11 protein-coding genes are annotated in these 17,014 nt (G+C 64.8%); 5 read left to right on the forward strand and 6 right to left on the reverse strand.

Annotated features, from left to right (window positions below; translation table 11 throughout):
- Window positions 1-71 precede the first annotated feature (71 nt).
- The 4 genes from SPICUR_RS03320 to gluQRS form a co-directional block, all read right to left on the reverse strand.
- Complete coding sequence (locus SPICUR_RS03320) at window positions 72-1,826, reverse strand: sodium:solute symporter family protein (protein WP_023366033.1); 1,755 nt, start codon at window positions 1,824-1,826, stop codon at window positions 72-74.
- A 15-nt stretch (window positions 1,827-1,841) separates the two neighbouring features.
- The gene (locus SPICUR_RS03325) at window positions 1,842-2,108 is read right to left on the reverse strand and encodes a DUF4212 domain-containing protein (protein WP_041381635.1); all 267 of its coding nucleotides are present in this window, start codon (window positions 2,106-2,108) and stop codon (window positions 1,842-1,844) included.
- 201 nt (window positions 2,109-2,309) lie between these two features.
- Entirely contained in the window at window positions 2,310-4,247 is a 1,938-nt protein-coding gene (gene acs, locus SPICUR_RS03330) for an acetate--CoA ligase (RefSeq protein WP_023366037.1), read from the reverse strand.
- A gap of 127 nt (window positions 4,248-4,374) precedes the next feature.
- Window positions 4,375-5,256: a tRNA glutamyl-Q(34) synthetase GluQRS gene (gene gluQRS / locus SPICUR_RS03335; RefSeq protein WP_023366039.1), complete on the reverse strand. Its 882-nt coding sequence runs from the start codon at window positions 5,254-5,256 to the stop codon at window positions 4,375-4,377.
- A gap of 137 nt (window positions 5,257-5,393) precedes the next feature.
- Between gluQRS and SPICUR_RS03340 the strand changes: the two genes are divergently transcribed.
- Window positions 5,394-6,512, forward strand: coding sequence for an aminotransferase class I/II-fold pyridoxal phosphate-dependent enzyme (locus tag SPICUR_RS03340; RefSeq protein WP_023366041.1), 1,119 nt, complete (start codon window positions 5,394-5,396; stop codon window positions 6,510-6,512).
- On the opposite strand, the gene SPICUR_RS03345 is transcribed toward SPICUR_RS03340, so the two are convergent.
- Both SPICUR_RS03345 and exaC read right to left on the reverse strand, forming a co-directional pair.
- Window positions 6,491-6,862: a DUF779 domain-containing protein gene (locus SPICUR_RS03345; protein WP_051373231.1), complete on the reverse strand. Its 372-nt coding sequence runs from the start codon at window positions 6,860-6,862 to the stop codon at window positions 6,491-6,493. The genes SPICUR_RS03340 and SPICUR_RS03345 overlap by 22 nt on opposite strands.
- 96 nt (window positions 6,863-6,958) lie before the next feature.
- A complete protein-coding gene (gene exaC / locus SPICUR_RS03350; protein WP_023366045.1) occupies window positions 6,959-8,479 on the reverse strand; it encodes an acetaldehyde dehydrogenase ExaC in 1,521 nt (506 codons plus the stop codon).
- Window positions 8,480-8,688: 209 nt separating this feature from the next.
- Between exaC and SPICUR_RS03355 the strand changes: the two genes are divergently transcribed.
- Genes SPICUR_RS03355 through ligA form a run of 4 tightly spaced genes read left to right on the forward strand, consistent with a single transcriptional unit; the run spans window position 8,689 to window position 16,986 of the window.
- Window positions 8,689-10,563, forward strand: a complete 1,875-nt coding sequence (locus SPICUR_RS03355) for a sigma-54-dependent Fis family transcriptional regulator (protein ID WP_023366047.1) — start codon at window positions 8,689-8,691, stop codon at window positions 10,561-10,563.
- Window positions 10,564-10,603: 40 nt separating this feature from the next.
- The gene (gene smc / locus SPICUR_RS03360) at window positions 10,604-14,119 is read left to right on the forward strand and encodes a chromosome segregation protein SMC (RefSeq protein ID WP_023366049.1); all 3,516 of its coding nucleotides are present in this window, start codon (window positions 10,604-10,606) and stop codon (window positions 14,117-14,119) included.
- Window positions 14,120-14,161: 42 nt separating this feature from the next.
- Entirely contained in the window at window positions 14,162-14,971 is an 810-nt protein-coding gene (gene zipA / locus SPICUR_RS03365) for a cell division protein ZipA (protein WP_077176310.1), read from the forward strand.
- Window positions 14,968-16,986 (forward strand): NAD-dependent DNA ligase LigA, encoded by a 2,019-nt coding sequence (gene ligA / locus SPICUR_RS03370; protein ID WP_023366053.1) that lies wholly within the window; start codon window positions 14,968-14,970, stop codon window positions 16,984-16,986. The genes zipA and ligA overlap by 4 nt, the downstream gene beginning before the upstream one ends.
- The last annotated feature ends 28 nt before the right edge of the window (window positions 16,987-17,014 follow it).

Below are 17,014 nucleotides of genomic sequence, written 5' to 3' on the forward strand. Positions count from 1 at the left end.
GGGGCAGGGCCGCCGGGGTTGGGTTGGGTGCATCAGGGCGTCGACGATCGACGCCCTGATCGGTTGGCCGCTCAGGCCGCGCGGGGCACCCGGATACTCTCCACCAGGTCCTGGATTTCCTTCGGCGGCGGTGCCGTGGATCGGCACACCAGCGTCGCAACCACGGCGTTAATGACCGCGCCCACTGCGCCGATGGACTGTGGGCCAATGCCCAGCAGCCAGTTCTCAGGGTTGTCCGGCAGCATGTTCGTCCCCGGGACGAAGAACCAGCCCTTGAAGATGAACACATAGACCAGCGTAAAGGTGAGGCCCGAGAGCATACCGGCGATGGCACCGGCACTGTTCATGCGTCGGCTGAAGATCCCGAGCATCAGGACCGGGAACAGCGAGGAGGCCGCCAGTCCGAATGCCAGAGCCACCACCTGTGCCGCGAATCCTGGTGGATTCAGGCCCAGATAGCCCGCCACAAGGATAGCGACACCCATGGCCACGCGGGCCGAGAGCAACTCACCTTTCTCGCTGATTCTGGGGTTGAGGACACCCTTGATCAGGTCATGCGAGATCGCCGAGGAGATCGCCATCAGCAATCCGGCCGCCGTGGATAGTGCCGCCGCGAGTCCGCCGGCCACCGTCAGGGCGATGACCCAGTTCGGCAGCTGCGCGATCTCCGGGTTGGCCATCACCATGATGTCCCGGTCCACCGTCAGCTCGTTACCGGCCCAGCCATACTCCGCGGCGGTGTCATCAAATGCCGCATTATCGTCGTTGTAGTACTGGATACGGCCGTCGTCGTTCTTGTCTTCCCAGCCGAGCAGACCGGTCTCTTCCCAACGCGAGAACCAGCCCGGCACGTTCTCGTAGGCCAGATTGCCCTCTTCCGCCCCGATCTCGCCCGGCTGGACGGTGTTGATGAGGTTGTAGAAGGACATGGCCCCCACGGCCGGTGCGGTGGTGTAGAGAATGGCGATGAACACCAGTGCCCAGCCCGCCGACAGGCGCGCATCACGCACTCGCGGTACCGTGAAGAAGCGAACGATGACGTGGGGCAGACCTGCTGTACCGATCATCAACGACATGGTCAGGAAGAACATGTTGAGCGTTGTGCCCTTCATGACCGTGTACTGCGAGAAGCCCAGGTCAACGAGGATATTATCAAGCGTGTTGAGCAGATACTGACCGTCGCCGACCGTGCCGCCCAGACCGAGCTGCGGCAGCGGATTACCGGTGATCGCCAGGGAGATGAAGATCGCCGGAATGGTGTAGGCGAAGATCATCACGCAGTACTGCGCGATCTGGGTGTAGGTAATGCCCTTCATGCCGCCGATCACGGCGTAGAAGAAGACGATCGCCATACCCGTGAAAAGACCAATCTCGTAGCTCGTCTCCATAAAGCGTGAGAAAGCCACACCAATGCCCTTCATCTGACCGATGACATAGGTCAGCGAGGCCACGATCAGGGCGATGACCGCGATCACCCGCGCCGGCGTGGAATAGAACCGATCACCGATGAATTCGGGGACGGTGAACTTGCCGAATTTGCGCAGATAGGGCGCGAGCAGCAGCGCGAGCAGCACATAGCCGCCGGTCCAGCCCATGAGATAGACCGATGCGTCATAGCCAAGAAAGGCGATGAGGCCCGCCATGCTGATGAAGGACGCGGCCGACATCCAGTCGGCCGCCGTTGCCATGCCATTGGCGATGGGGTTAATCCCCTTGCCTGCCACATAGAATTCGCCGGTGCTGCCCGCTTTCGCCCAGATCGCAATACCGATGTAGAGCACAAAGGTGGCGCCGACAATTAGATAAGTGGTGAGAGAGAGATCCATGTTGTTTTCCCCTCGTTACTTTTCGTCGACGTCGTATTTCCGGTCCAGCGCGTTCATCCGGAACACGTAGACGAAAATGATGACGATGAATGAGTAGATGGCACCCTGCTGGGCGAACCAGAACCCGAGGGGATAGCCCGCGATAACGATATTGTTAAGCAACGGGGCGAGTATGATGCCGAGTCCGAAGGATACCGCAAACCAGATGATCAGCAGTGTGATCAACAGTCTGACGTTCTCCTTCCAGTAGGCCATTGCGGCCTGTTCCTGACCTGAAGCCATTGTTCCGCTCCTCCTGCGGTTTTATCGAATGACAGTGTCTTGTCTTGACCTGCCGGCTTTTATTGAACGACGCAGTCGCCGTTCGTTTATCGCTTTTCCGTCGATTCTTTTCAATAGTGGTGCGCGAATAACCTCCCTGATTTTTTGTGATGCCAGTCAATCGCCCGGCGACGTCGACGATCGTCGCCGGGGTGGGGGCGTCTATTGGTTGGCCCGATTGCTGATCAGGTCGTCCACCACGCCCGGGTCAGCGAGGGTGCTCGTGTCGCCCAGACTGTCGAGCTCGTTGGTCGCCACCTTGCGCAGGATGCGCCGCATGATCTTACCCGAGCGCGTCTTGGGCAGACCCGGTGCCCACTGGATCACGTCGGGCTTGGCGATTGGCCCGATCTCGCTGCGCACCATGTTCGCCAGCTCGCTTTGCAGGGCATCGTTGGGCTCCACACCCTGGACCAGCGTGACATAGCAGTAGATGCCCTGACCCTTGAGGTCGTGTGGATAGCCGACAACGGCGGCCTCGGCGACGGCGTCATGCAGCACCAGTGCGCTCTCGATCTCCGCGGTCCCCATGCGGTGACCGGACACGTTGAGCACATCATCGACACGGCCGGTGATCCAGTAATAGCCGTCTTCATCACGCCGTGCGCCATCACCGGTGAAGTACTTGCCCGGATAGGTCGTGAGGTAGGTGTTCATGAAGCGCTCATGATCACCGTAGATCGTGCGCATCATGCTTGGCCACGCCTGGGTCAGGCATAGGTTGCCCTCGGTGGCCCCTTCGAGAACGTTGCCCTCGTTGTCCACCAGCTGCGGCTCGATGCCGAAGAAGGGCAGTGTGGCGGAGCCGGGTTTGAGATCGATCGCGCCCGGCAGCGCGGAAATCATGATTGCGCCGGTCTCGGTCTGCCACCAGGTGTCAACGATGCGGCAGCGCTCGTCACCCACCACCCGGTAGTACCACTCCCAGGCCTCGGGGTTGATGGGCTCGCCGACGGTTCCGAGCACGCGCAGGGACTGGCGGGAGTGCTTTTTGACCGGCTCCTCGCCCTGACCCATGAGCGCACGGATCGCAGTTGGTGCGGTGTAGAAGATGTTGACCTGATGGTCATCGACTACCTGCCAGAGACGGCCCGCATCGGGGTAGGTCGGTACACCCTCGAACATCAGGCTGGTCGCGGCGTTGGAGAGCGGCCCGTAGACGATGTAGCTATGGCCGGTGATCCAGCCGACATCCGCGGTACACCAGTAGACCTCACCGTCTTTGTAGTCGAACACATACTTGAATGTCATCGACGCCTGCAGCAGATAGCCGCCGGTCGTATGCAGCACCCCCTTCGGCTTACCGGTGGACCCGGAGGTGTAGAGGATGAACAGCGGATCCTCGGCGTCCATCTCTTCGGGCTCGCACTCCGTCGACGCCTCAGCGAGCGCTTCGGCATACCAGATGTCACGGTCATCGTTCCACGGCACATGGTTCCCGGTATGGCGGACGGTGATGACGCTGTGAATGCTCTCGAGGCCATCGATCGCCTTGTCCACATTTTCCTTCAGCGGTACCGGCTTGCCACTGCGCAGACCCTGGTCGGCGGTGATGACCGTCCGGCAGTCGGCGTCCTCGATGCGGTCGCGCAGGGCATGGGGGGAAAAGCCGCCGAATACGATGGAATGGACGGCGCCGATGCGCGTGCACGCGAGCATGGCAACCACGGCTTCGGGAATCATCGGCATGTAGATCGAGACCCGATCGCCCCTGGAGACGCCGCGCTGCTTGAGGACATTGGCGAGGCGGCAGACATCTGCATGGAGCTCGCGGTAGGTGATGTGCCGGGTGACGCCGGGCTCATCACCTTCCCAGATAATCGCATTGCGGTCGCCGTGGGTATCGAGATGGCGGTCAAGGCAGTTGTAACTGACATTGAGCTTGCCGCCCTCGAACCAGCGGATCTGCCCCTTGCTCAGGTCATTGTTGCTGACCCGATCCCACTTGCGGAACCAGGTGAGGAACTCCTCCGCCTGTTCTGCCCAGAACGCCTCCGGCTGATCCAATGAGCGCCGGTACATCCGGTCGTAGGCCTCGCGGCTGAGCAGTGCGTTATCGGCGGTCTCCGGCGGTACCGGATAGCGTTTCTCTGCGGCCATTCCGTTTTCTCCTCCTGAGTAACAGGTTGCAATACCGATGGTTCTTATGACCCGTATACTGCGGGTGTCAGGCGCCTGATGCCAAGCCATCCGGCGAAATTCAGGCGCGAATCGCGCGAATGCCTCATTACGGTGCAGGGATTGTCGATACCCGCCATTGCCGGACCGCCCAATCAAGCAGGTCTGCCACCGGGGCGCCTGATAGGAAAGCGGGTGGCGGGTGGCCGAGAAAGGTCAGGGCATCGCCCAGTGAACGGGGGGCATTCTGGACCACAACAGGCGGTGCGGCATTGGTCTTGCTGAGCTTGCGTCCGTGACCGTCCAGTGCCACCGGCAGGTGGAGATAGCGCGGCCTGGGCAGCGCCAGCGCCTTCTGCAGCATGATCTGGGGGAATGTGGCGGCTAGTAAGTCACCACCGCGGACGACATCCGTGATCCCCAGTGCCGCGTCGTCCACCACCATCGCCAGGTGATAGGCATGCAGGCCATCGCCGCGCCGGATGACGAAGTCACCGAGCGCCTCGGCGGGGTCGATGGACTGTTCGCCGGCGCGGCGGTCCATGAATCTCTCGGTACCGGCCGGGGTCCGGAATCGCCAGCTGCGCGCGGTCTTGCCCCGCGGGAGCCCGTCACGGCAGGTGCCGGGATAAATCATGCCTGCGGGGCCGTAATCGGCGGCGGCCGCGATCTCCCGCCGGCTGCAGCCGCAGGGGTAGGCATGGGCCATCGCCTCCAGCTGTTCCAGCGCCGCCTGATAGTGATCGCGGCGGCTGTCCTGATACTGAACCGCGCCGTCCCACTCCAGACCGAATGCATCCAGTGTCCTGAGGATATCGCTGGCCGCCGCTGCCCGTGATCGACTGCGATCGACATCATCAATGCGCAGCCGCCAGCGCCCACCAACGGATCGTGCATCCAGATAGCTCGCCACGGCCGCGACGAGCGAACCCTGATGGAGCGGTCCAGTCGGGCTGGGGGCGAATCGGCCGACGTAGTGGGACTCCGTCATGCCCCCATCATAGCGCGTCCGGTCGATGCCACGGCCATCGCGACGGTTGCTACACTGAGACGAGGTTACCGCTCGAGGTCGATGTGTCACTACCCAGCCTGTCCGCCCGCAGCCATCGCATCCAACCCTTCCATGTCATGGCGCTACTCGGTCGGGCGCGTGAACTCGAGGCCGACGGGCACGACGTCGTCCACATGGAGATCGGCGAGCCCGGCTTCCCCACCGCCACACCGGTTCGCGAGGCCGGTGTCCGGGCGCTCGCCGATGGCCATACGGGCTACCTGCCGGCGGCGGGTCTGCCGGCACTGCGCGAGGCGATCGCCGGCCACTATGCGGTCCGCTACGGCGTATCGGTCGATGCCCGGCGCATCCTGATCACCCCCGGGGCGAGTGGTGCGCTCGTGGTAGCAATGGCGATGCTCACCGACCCGGGCCGCAATGTTCTCCTGCCGGATCCGGGCTATCCCTGCAATCGCCATTTTGTCGAGCTGTTGGATGCCGTGCCACGAGCGGTGCGGGTCGACGCCGCGACCAACTATCAGCTCACGCCCGAGCTTGCCGACGCCGCTTGTGATGAGGATACGGCTGCCATGCTGGTGGGCTCGCCCGGTAACCCGACCGGTACGCTCGCCACCGCCTCAGAACTCGCGGGCCTCGGGTCACTGGCGCAGCAGCGGCGGATCGGGCTGGTGGTCGATGAGATCTACCATGGCCTTGATTACGACGGTATGCCCGCACAGGCACTCGTCCAGGCACCGGATGCCATCGTGGTGAACAGTTTTTCGAAGTATTTCGGCATGACCGGCTGGCGGCTCGGCTGGATGGTGGTGCCGCCGGACTGGATACCGGTGGCCGAGAAGCTGATACAGAACCTGTTCATCAGTGCCTCGACACCGGCGCAGCATGCGGCGCTCGCCTGCTTCACCGAGCGCTCGCTGGAGATTTTCGAGTCACGCCGAGAGGCGTTCCGACAACGGCGGGATTTTCTGCTGCCGGCGTTGCGCGACCTCGGCTTCCACATCCCGGGCAATCCTGCCGGGGCGTTCTATCTGTATGCCGATATCACCGCGCTCGGCGATGACAGCGCCGATCTTGCAAGCGGACTGCTTGAACAGGCCGGTGTGGCGGTGACCCCCGGACTGGATTTTGAACGCACGGCACCCGAGCGGCATCTGCGCTTCGCCTACACCACCGACACCGACCGACTGGCAACGGCGGTGAGTCGCATCCAGCGCTATCTGGCCGCCGGTGGCTGATCCCGCGGAGGTACGCTGCACAGTTCAGACCGGGTCAGGAAGCGTTTGCCCTCGGGCGCTTCCAGTGAGAATCCGGAGCCACGCCCCTCGATCACGTCGATGATCAATCGGGTGTGCGCCCAGAGCGCATACTGGTCGCCGCCGATGTAAAAGGGCTGTCCGCCGATGTCGCCAAGATGGACATCGCGCGCGCCCACCCTGAATTCGTCGCGGGGATAGCACATGGGTGCACTCCCGTCACAGCAACCGCCGGATTGGTGAAACAGCAATGGCCCGTGGCGCCGCTGCAACTCGGCGATCAGTGCCTCGGCCGCGGGTGTCGCCACAACGCCCATTTCATTCGTGTTCATTGTTGTCTCCTCGTCCGCAGCACGCGGACCGGCACCGACGGCGTCCGGTCCGCACGGTTTGGAATCGGCCCGCCGGGGCAGGCGTTATACGGCCGCCTAGAACAGGCCCATCGGTGACTCGCTGTAACTCACCAGCAGGTTCTTGGTCTGCTGGTAGTGCGCGAGCATCATGAGGTGGTTTTCGCGACCGAAACCTGACTGCTTGTAGCCACCAAACGCCGCGTGCGCGGGGTAGAGGTGATAGCAGTTGGTCCACACACGCCCGGCCTGAATGCCGCGGCCCATGCGATAGGCCGTGTTGACGTTGCGCGTCCACAGGCCCGCGCCGAGTCCGTACAGCGTGTCATTGGCGATACTCAGGGCGTCATCCCGATCGTCAAAGCCGGTGACCGAGACCACCGGGCCAAAAATCTCTTCCTGGAAGACGCGCATGCGATTGTCGCCCTCGAAGACGGTGGGCTGAACGTAGTAGCCACCGCTCAGTTCGCCGCCCAGGTCCAGACTCTCACCGCCGGCGAGGACTCTGGCACCCTCCTGCCGGCCGATATCCAGATAGGCCATGATTTTTTCCAGCTGATCGCGCGATGCCTGCGCGCCCACCATCGTCTCGGTATCAAGCGGATTGCCCGTTTTAATGCGGGCCACCCGGTCAAGCGCAGCATCCATGAAGTCGCCATAGAACGAGCGCTGCACCAGTGCCCGTGACGGGCAGGTGCAGACCTCACCCTGATTGAGGGCGAACATCGCGAACCCCTCGAGGGTTTTCTCCCGGAAGCCGTCATTGGCGGCAAAGCAGTCATCAAAAAACACGTTGGGTGACTTACCGCCCAGCTCCAGCGTGACCGGAATCAGGTTTTCCGATGCGTACTGCATGATCAGTCGCCCGGTGGTGGTCTCTCCGGTGAAGGCCACCTTGCTGATCCGCGGGTTCGAGGCAAGCGCCTTGCCCGCCTCGGCGCCGAAGCCGTTGACGATATTGAGCACACCGGCCGGCAGCAGGTCGGCGATCAGCTCGGTGAGCATCAGAATGCTGGCCGGTGTCTGTTCGGCGGGTTTGAGTACCACACAGTTGCCGGCCGCCAGCGCCGGCGCCAGCTTCCACGTGGCCATCAGGATCGGGAAATTCCAGGGAATGATCTGACCGACCACACCGAGGGGTTCATGGATCTGATAGGACACCGTGTCGTCATCGAGCTCGCCGAGTGATCCCTCCTGGGCACGGATGACGCCGGCGAAATAACGGAAGTGATCGATCGCGAGCGGCAGATCGGCCGCCAGCGTTTCCCGGACCGGCTTGCCATTCTCCCAGGTCTCCGCCACGGCAAGCGCCTCGAGGTTGGCCTCCATGCGATCGGCGATGGTGTTCAGAATGACGGCGCGCTCGGCCACCGCCGTCCTGCCCCAGGCCGCCTTTGCCGCGTGGGCTGCATCCAGCGCCTTTTCGACGTCGGCTGCCTTGGAGCGCGGAATGCGGCAGAAGGTCTGCCCGGTGACCGGTGTGGGATTATCGAAGTACTCGCCGTCGAGCGGGGCCAGCCAGTCGCCGCCGATGAAATTCTGATATTCGCTTTTGAAATGGACGATGGCGTTCGTGCTGCCGGGATTGGCGTAGATCATGGTCTCTCCTCCGTTTTTATGGGTCGGGACGCGATGCGTGCCCGCACCAGGCACCCAGCAAGATCCGCGCCAATTGATGGCTGCGCGCCCGGCGCTTGCGTCGCGCCCGGGACTGGGCGATCGTGCTACTCAACCTGTCCGCTAGAGACGGGTGGCCTGTGTGCCGTTTTAGAACAGTCTGTCGCGGACTGCGACAGAGGAGGAGGGCGATGGACGAGCGGCCGTTTAACGATCGCGCCCGGCTTGCCGGCGCGCGGCGTCAGCTGTTGGCGGGTGAGCGCACGCCGGCCGGTGTGGCGGATGGGGTGGCGGCCTCCTGGCAGCGGGTGGCGGCGGCCGGGCTCTCACCGCGGCAACAGGCGGCTGATGCCGTTTTTGATGCGGCGGCGTTGCGGGCGGCCCGGGCCGACAACGAGTCGCTGATCGCGCTGGCGCTGCCGGAAATCGAAAACCTGTATCACCAGATCAGCGGCAGCAACAGTGCCGTATTGCTCTGCGATGCGCACGGCACGATCCTCGAGCGCCACGGTGACCCGCATTTCCATGCCCGCAGTCAGCGCGTTGCACTGGCGCCGGGTGCATGCTGGGGCGAGCCGGTGCGCGGGACCAACGCCATCGGCCTCGCGCTGGCACAGGCCGGTCCAGCGTCGGTCCACGGCCCCGAGCATTATCTGCAGTGCAATACGTTCCTGACCTGTGCGGCGGCGCCGATCCGTGACACGGCGGGGACCGTGATTGGCCTGCTGGATGTCTCCGGGGATCAGTCGGCCCGCCAGATCCATGCCCTGGGGCTGGTGCGGATGGGCGCACGAATGATCGAAAACCGCTGGCTCACGGCGGAGTTCGCCGACAGCTTTCACCTTCATCTCCATGCGCGGCCGGAGCTGCTGGGCACCCTCAGCGAGGGGATTCTCGCGCTCGATGGTGATGGACGGGTATTGGCCCTGAACGAGGTGGCGCGCAGCTACTTCGGTGACGACTGCGTGGGCGAGCGCTTCGAAGGGCTTTTTGAGGAGACGTTCGAGGGCTTGCTGCGCAGTGACGAATCGATGCCGCTGCGGCGGACTCTCAGTGGGATCATGACCTGCCTGCGACTGGTCGCGCCGCCGTCGCGCATCCACGGTTCGACGCCGGCGGCTGCGCTGTCCGATGGCACGACGTTCGAGCGGTTGCACGCCGGGGATGACGCAGTGGCGGATACACTCCGTCGTGCCCATCGTGTCTTCGTCCGTAATATCCCCCTTCTGATCGAGGGCGAGACCGGCACCGGCAAGGAATGGGTGGTGCGGGCCCTCCATGCGGCGGGGCCGCGGGCGAACGGGCCGATCGTCGCCGTCAACTGCGCGGCAATCCCCGAGAGCCTTGCCGAGGCCGAACTGTTTGGTTATGCCCCGGGAGCATTTACCGGCGCAAACCCCCGCGGTGCCGAGGGTCGCATCGCCGAAGCCAATGGCGGAACACTCTTCCTCGACGAGATCGGCGACATGCCGATCGCGCTTCAGACCCGGTTGCTGCGGGTCCTCCAGGAGCGCACCGTCCTGCCGGTGGGGGGCGGTCAGCCCCGGGCGGTGGACTTTGCGCTGGTCAGCGCCACTCACTGCGATCTGGCAGCCCGGGTCAAAGCCGGTGCGTTTCGCGCCGACCTTTACTACCGGCTGTGCGGATTGCGGATCGAATTGCCGCCGCTTCGCCGGCGCAGCGATCGTGAGCCGCTGATCGACCGGCTTCTGGCCGAGGAGGATCCCATGGCGACGCTTTCACCGGATGCCCGCGCGCGGCTTCTCGCCTATTCATGGCCTGGCAATCTGCGTCAGTTGCACAGCGTCATGCAGACGGCGCTGGCGTTACGCCGACCGGGCGCGCCGGTGACACGGGCGGATCTGCCTGATGTCATTCTGGAGGCGGACGTCGGGAACATGTCGGCTGAGGCCTGTCCTGATACCCACCTTCGAGCCGTGGAGCAACGCCATATTCAGGCGGCGCTGGCGGAGCACGGCGGTAACGTCAGTCGCGCCGCGCAGACGCTGGGCATCAGTCGCAGCACCCTCTACCGGCGCATTGGTTCCTCCTCTCGGGGAAAATGAGTATCTTGAATGCTGCACGGCAACAGGGACGCCCGCGTCGATGCGGCTCAGTAAAATCCGCCTGAGCGGTTTCAAATCCTTCGTCGACACCACGCCGGTCCCGCTGGGTTCGGGCATCACCGCCATCGTCGGCCCGAACGGCTGTGGCAAGTCGAACATCATCGACGCCGTGCGCTGGGTGATGGGCGAGAGCTCCGCGAAGCATCTGCGCGGCGGTTCGATGGCCGATGTCATCTTCAGTGGATCCGGCAGCCGCAAACCCGTGGGACAGGCCAGCATCGAGCTGGTGTTCGACAATGCGGACGGTTCACTGGGCGGGCAGTACGCCGGGTTCAGCGAGATCGCCATCCGCCGTCAGGTCAACCGCGACGGGCAATCGGCCTATTGTCTCAACGGCAGTCGCTGCCGGCGTCGCGATATCACCGATGTCTTTCTGGGGACCGGGCTCGGGCCGCGCAGCTACTCGATCATCGAACAGGGCACGATCTCGCGACTGATCGAGGCACGGCCCGAGGCGCTGCGTGCGTACCTGGAAGAGGCCGCCGGCATCAGCCTTTACAAGGAACGCCGCCGCGAGACCGAACGGCGCATCCGCGATACCCGCGAGAACCTCGAGCGGCTGGACGATATGCGCGGCGAGGTCGTCCGCCAGCTCGACCGGCTCAATGATCAGGCCCGTACCGCCGAGCGCTACCGGTCGCTGAAGGCGGAGGAGCGCCAGCGCCAGGCCGAGCTTACATGGCTTCGGATCCGTCGGCTGGAGGCGGATAACGACGCACTGCGGTCGGATCTGGACGCGCAGGAGACCGCGCTCGAGGCGCGGATGGCCGAGCAGCGGCGTGGTGAGCGCGATATGGAGTCGCTGCGCGCCGAACAGACGGCCGCCAGCGATCATCTCAACGCTGTCCAGGCGCGTTATTACGAGCGGGGGTCGGCGCTCGCCACGCTGGAGCAGCAGATCCGCCATGATCGCGATGCACGCGCGCGCAGTCAGCGCGAACTCGAACAGACACAGGCGTTGATCGTCGATAACGATGCCGCGATGGCCGACGATCGCCGAGAGGCACAGGCGCTTGAGGAGACGATTGCTACTGAGACACCGGCGCTTGCCGAGGCCGACCGGGCGCTGGGCCTCGCCGACGCTGAGGTCAGCGCCGCCATTAAACGCCTTGAGGACGCCCGTGAGGCCCGCGATACCGTGGCGGAGGTCGACCGCGATGCGCAGCGGCGGATCCAGCTGGAGCAAACGTGGATCGAGCAGCAGGAGGCGCGTCACCAGGAGCAGAATCGACGCCTTGAGCGTATTGATGCGGAGTGGGCGTCACTCGCCGCGGCGGAAAAGGAAGACACCGACCACACGGCCGGGACCATCGAGGCGCTGACATCCGAGCGCGAGGATATCGACGAGCACGTGGCGAGCCTGGATGCTCGCCTCGCGATGGCGCGTGATGAGCGCGGTCCAATCCAGGCAGAACTCGACGCGCAGCGCTCGGCATTGACCGCACAGCAGGCGCGGCTTGCGTCGCTACAGACGCTGCAGGATGAGGCCCTGGGGAGTGATCGGGACATCGCCCGCTGGCTCGACAGCCATGGCATTGACGTCAGCCGCCGCCTGGCTGATCAGATCGATGTCATGACGGGCTGGGAAATGGCGGTGGAGTGGGTGCTTGAGCGTGCACTTGAGGCGGTCGAGTGGCCGGATGCCGACGGAATGGACAGTGTGTGGACGATCCCCGATAGCGGTGAGGTCATGCTCTATACCGGTGCATCGAAGGATGGGCGCAACCCCGCCGCTCCGCCGCGCACCTCACTGGCCGCAAGGGTGTCCGGTCCGGTGGCTGTCACCGATCTCCTCTCCCGGGTACATGGCGCGATGGATGATGATGAGGCGCGGGCATGGCTCGCGGAGCTAGCGCTGGGGGAATCGGTGATTACGCCGGAGGGGCGCTGGTACGGGCAGGGCTGGCTGCGCCTGCGGGCGACGCCGGACGACCCGGAAGCCGGCGTCGTGGCCCGTGCACGGGCCATTGAGGCGGTCACCGCCCGCATCGATTCGACGCGCACGACGATCAGCGATGCGGCGTCCCGATTGGCGGCGGTGGATGCCCGCCTCGAAGACCTTGAATCCCGCCGTCAGGTAGCGGTGGATCGTCGCCATGCGCTGGATCGTGATCAGGCGGCCGCGCAGGCGCATCGTGAATCGGTACAGTCCCGGCGCGCGGCCCGCGAGGAGCAGTGCGCGCGCCTGGCGGCGGAGCGCGCTGAATTGCTTGAATCAATCACGGCGGGCCAATCGGCGCTCGATGCGGCCCGGGCCCGACACCGTGAGGCCCGGGCCGAGGCCGAGACGGCCGCGCAGCGTCAGCGGCCGCTGGATGATGATTGCCGGTCGGCACAGGCTGCGCTCGACGCCGCCCGCGAGGCGGCCAGCGCGGTCCGCGATCGACGCCAGGCGGTCGCGCTTCGCCTTGAGCGTGCCGAGACGGCCCGTCAATCGCGCCATCAGGCGATCGCCCGGCTTGAACAGCAGGACGCGCGCCTTCAGGCGCGTGCCGATGACCTGCAGTCGGCGATTGATACGCTGGCGGACCCGGATGAGGACCACGAGGCCGAGCGGCAGTCACTGCTCGCCGAGCGGGCCGAGGCCGAAAACGCGCTGAGCGCGGCCCGACAGGCGCTGGACGATCGGGAGGAGACGCTGCGCCGGCTCGACCGCGAGAGAATGCAGGCGGAGCAGGCGGTTCGAGAGCGCCGTGAGGCGTGTGAATCCCTGCGTCATCGACGTATCGAGATCGAAGCCCGTCTCAAGACCCAGCGCGAGCAGCTTGAGTCGATGTCGGTGGCGACCGATACGCTGGCGCAGGCGCTGCCCGCGGAGGCCCGGGAGGCTGATTACGCCGCCGAGCTGGAACGCCTGTCCAGCGCCATTACCGCCCTGGGGCCGATCAACCTGGCCGCCATCGAGGAGCAGGCCACGCTGGCCGAGCGCAAGGACTATCTGGATGCGCAGCACACCGACCTGAGCGCGGCTCTCGAGACGCTGGAAAACGCCATCCAGCGCATTGACCGTGAGACCCGCAGCCGCTTTCGCAGCACCTTTGATGCGGTCAATGCCGGTTTGCAGCGACTATTCCCGACGCTGTTCGGCGGCGGCGAGGCATATCTGGAACTCACCGAGGCCGATCTGCTCGAGACCGGTGTAACGCTGATGGCGCGGCCACCTGGCAAGCGCATCACCAATATCCATCTATTATCCGGTGGCGAGAAGGCGTTGGCCGCCGTGGCGCTGGTGTTCGCGATCTTCGAGCTCAACCCGGCGCCATTCTGCATGCTCGATGAAGTCGACGCGCCGCTCGATGAGGCCAATGTCGGCCGCTTTTGTGATCTGCTGCGGAGTATGTCCGATCATGTCCAATTCATCGTGATCACTCACAATAAGACCACTATGGAAGCAGCGGGCCACCTGGCGGGCGTGACCATGGCAGAGCCCGGCGTGTCCCGACTTGTGGCGGTGGATGTGGCCTCGGCGGTGGAAATGACCCGCGACGATACTTGAGTTGAGACAGGCGGCGTTGCAACCTGATGCCCGTTAGCGGGAATGGAACTTGGAATGGACGAATTGCGCTGGATACTACTGGGCCTGGGGATCCTGATCATCGCCGGGGTCTATGGCTATGCCCGTCTCCAGGACTGGCGTCGTGACGGGCCACCCTGGCGCCGGAGGGGGCGTGCGCAGCGTGAGCCATTTGCAGGTTATAGCGAACCAGCGCTGGACGATGACGACGACGACATCCTGGGTCCGGCGCGGGTCGTTGAGCCAACGTCAACGCCAACGCCAACGCCAACGCCAGCGCCAAACCCGGGGGACAGCGCAGAGCCGGCCCCTGCGGCGGAGCCACCCTCAGCGGCGGAGCCGCCGGTCGACGAGCTGGCCGAGGTCCGGGGTCGTGCCGTGGGCGAGGAAAAGATCATCGCCCTGTCGGTGATGGCGCCCGAGACGGTCCCCTACAACGGGGCCGGCGTGGCCGAAGTCCTTGAGTCTGCAGGGCTGCGGCTGACTGCTCAGGGGGTTTTTCAGCGTACGCTTGAAACCGATGACGGTCCGGTAGCGCTGTTCACTGTCGCGAATATCGTCGAGCCGGGCACCTTTGACGCCAGCAATCCTGGCGCGACCCAGACGCCGGGTATCGTGCTGATCATGCAGCTACCGGCGCCGTTCGACGGCCTTGCGGCGTTCGAGATGATGCTGACCACCGCCCGTCGGGTCGCCCAGACCCTGGGTGGACAGTTGTTGGATGGTCGTCGCTGCGATCTGACCACGCAGGCCATCGAGCATCTGCGTGAGGAGCTGCTCGAATACCGGCGTCGGGCGCGTGTCGCCGACCGGCGGCGGGACGGAGCGTCGTGACCGGGGCTGACGCGACGGCCGCCGAACGGGCCGCGAGCCTTCGCAAACAGCTGGAATATCACAACCACCGCTATTACGTCCGGGATGATCCGGCCATCTCTGATGCCGAATACGATCGACTGATGGCGGAGCTGATCGACATCGAGCGCCGAAGTCCCGACCTGCAGACCGATGATTCGCCGACCCAGCGCGTTGGCTCAGCGCCGCTCGCGGCATTCGAGGAGCTCGCCCATGGCGAGCCGATGCTGTCCCTGGCCAATGCATTCAGCGAGGCCGATCTCACTGATTTCGACCGGCGCCTGCGCGAGACGCTGGGCGTTGGCGAGATCGAGTATATGGCTGAGCCCAAGCTCGATGGTCTGTCGGTCAACCTTCGCTATGAGGACGGGCAGCTCGTCGCAGCGGCAACGCGTGGGGATGGCCGAGTCGGCGAGGCAATTACCGCTAACGCCCGCACGATCCGCAGTGTGCCGCTGCGACTGCAATGCGCGGACCCGCCCGCCCGTGTGGAGGTGCGCGGCGAGGTCGTGATCCGCCGCCAGGACTTCGAGCGACTCAATGAGCGTCGATTGGCGCACGGTGAGCGGCCCTTCGCGAACCCCCGCAATGCTGCGGCGGGCAGCCTGCGACAGCTTGACTCGCGCATGACCGCGCGTCGACCGCTGACGCTGTTCGTGTTCGGTGTTGGTGAGTCCAGCGCGTCCCTCCCGACAACGCACGAGGCCGTACTCGAGCGGCTGGGGCAGTGGGGGTTTCGCGTCAACGACCAGGTTCGCCGCGTCACGGGTGCGGACGGTTGCCTGGCCTATCGTGAGCGGCTGATCGAGGCGCGCGATGGCCTCGATTACGAGATCGATGGCGTGGTCTACAAGGTCAACGATCGCCTTGTCTGGGAGCGACTCGGCGCCACTGCCCGAGCGCCACGCTGGGCACTGGCGCACAAGCTTCCGGCACGCGAGGCCACCACCCAGGTCAATGCCATTATGCCCTCCGTAGGCCGGACCGGGGTCATTACTCCGGTCGCCGACCTGGAGCCCGTGGAGGTCGGCGGTGTGACGGTCACCCGCGCGACACTGCATAACCTTGACGAGGTTCGGCGCAAGGATGTCCGTGAGTCAGACGCGGTGATGGTCAGGCGGGCCGGTGATGTGATCCCCGAAGTGGTCAGTGTGATCGAGTCGCGGCGGCCGGCGCATACCCATCCCTGGCAGATGCCGCCGGCCTGCCCCGTCTGCGGTTCCGACGTGGTGCGCATCGATGACGAAGCGGCGCATCGGTGCATGGGAGGGCTTTACTGCCCCGCGCAACGGATGGGGGCGCTCATGCACTTTGTCTCGCGCCGCGCCATGGACATCGACGGGCTGGGCGAGAAACTGATTGAGCAGCTGGTCTCGCGGGAACGGGTCCAGACGGCGGCTGATCTCTATGCGCTTACCCGCAGTGACCTGCTGGGCCTTGAGCGTATGGGCGAGCGCTCGACCACCAATCTTCTCAATGCCATTGATGCCTCGCGGGAGACGACGCTGCCACGATTTCTCTACGCCCTCGGGATCGATCAGGTGGGTGAGGTGACCGCGCGGACGCTGGCGACGCATTTTGGTGGGCTTGATGGGCTGATCGCGGCCGACGATGATGCCCTTACGGCGGTGCCCGATGTCGGCCCGGTCGTCGCGGAATCGGTGCGGCGATTCTTCGCTCAGCCGCATAATCGCGAGGTCATCGACGCCCTGATCGCCGCCGGTGTTCATTGGCCGTCGTCAGCGTCCACGCCGCCGTCGGCGCAGTCGCTACCCCTTGAAGGCAAGACCTTCGTGCTCACCGGGACACTGTCCGCTTACACTCGCGATGAGGCTAAGGCTCGGATTGAGGCACTGGGCGGCAGGGTGACCGCCAGCGTTTCCGGGCGGACGGATTATGTGGTGGCTGGTGCGGATGCTGGATCCAAGCGCGACCGGGCCGAAAAACTCGGTGTGACGCTACTGGACGAATCGGGCTTCACAGCCCTGGTGGGGTAGACCGCCCCGGAGCGGGGCGGCTCGCCCG

The sequence above is a fragment of the Spiribacter curvatus genome (genome assembly GCF_000485905.1).
Classification (GTDB): domain Bacteria; phylum Pseudomonadota; class Gammaproteobacteria; order Nitrococcales; family Nitrococcaceae; genus Spiribacter; species Spiribacter curvatus.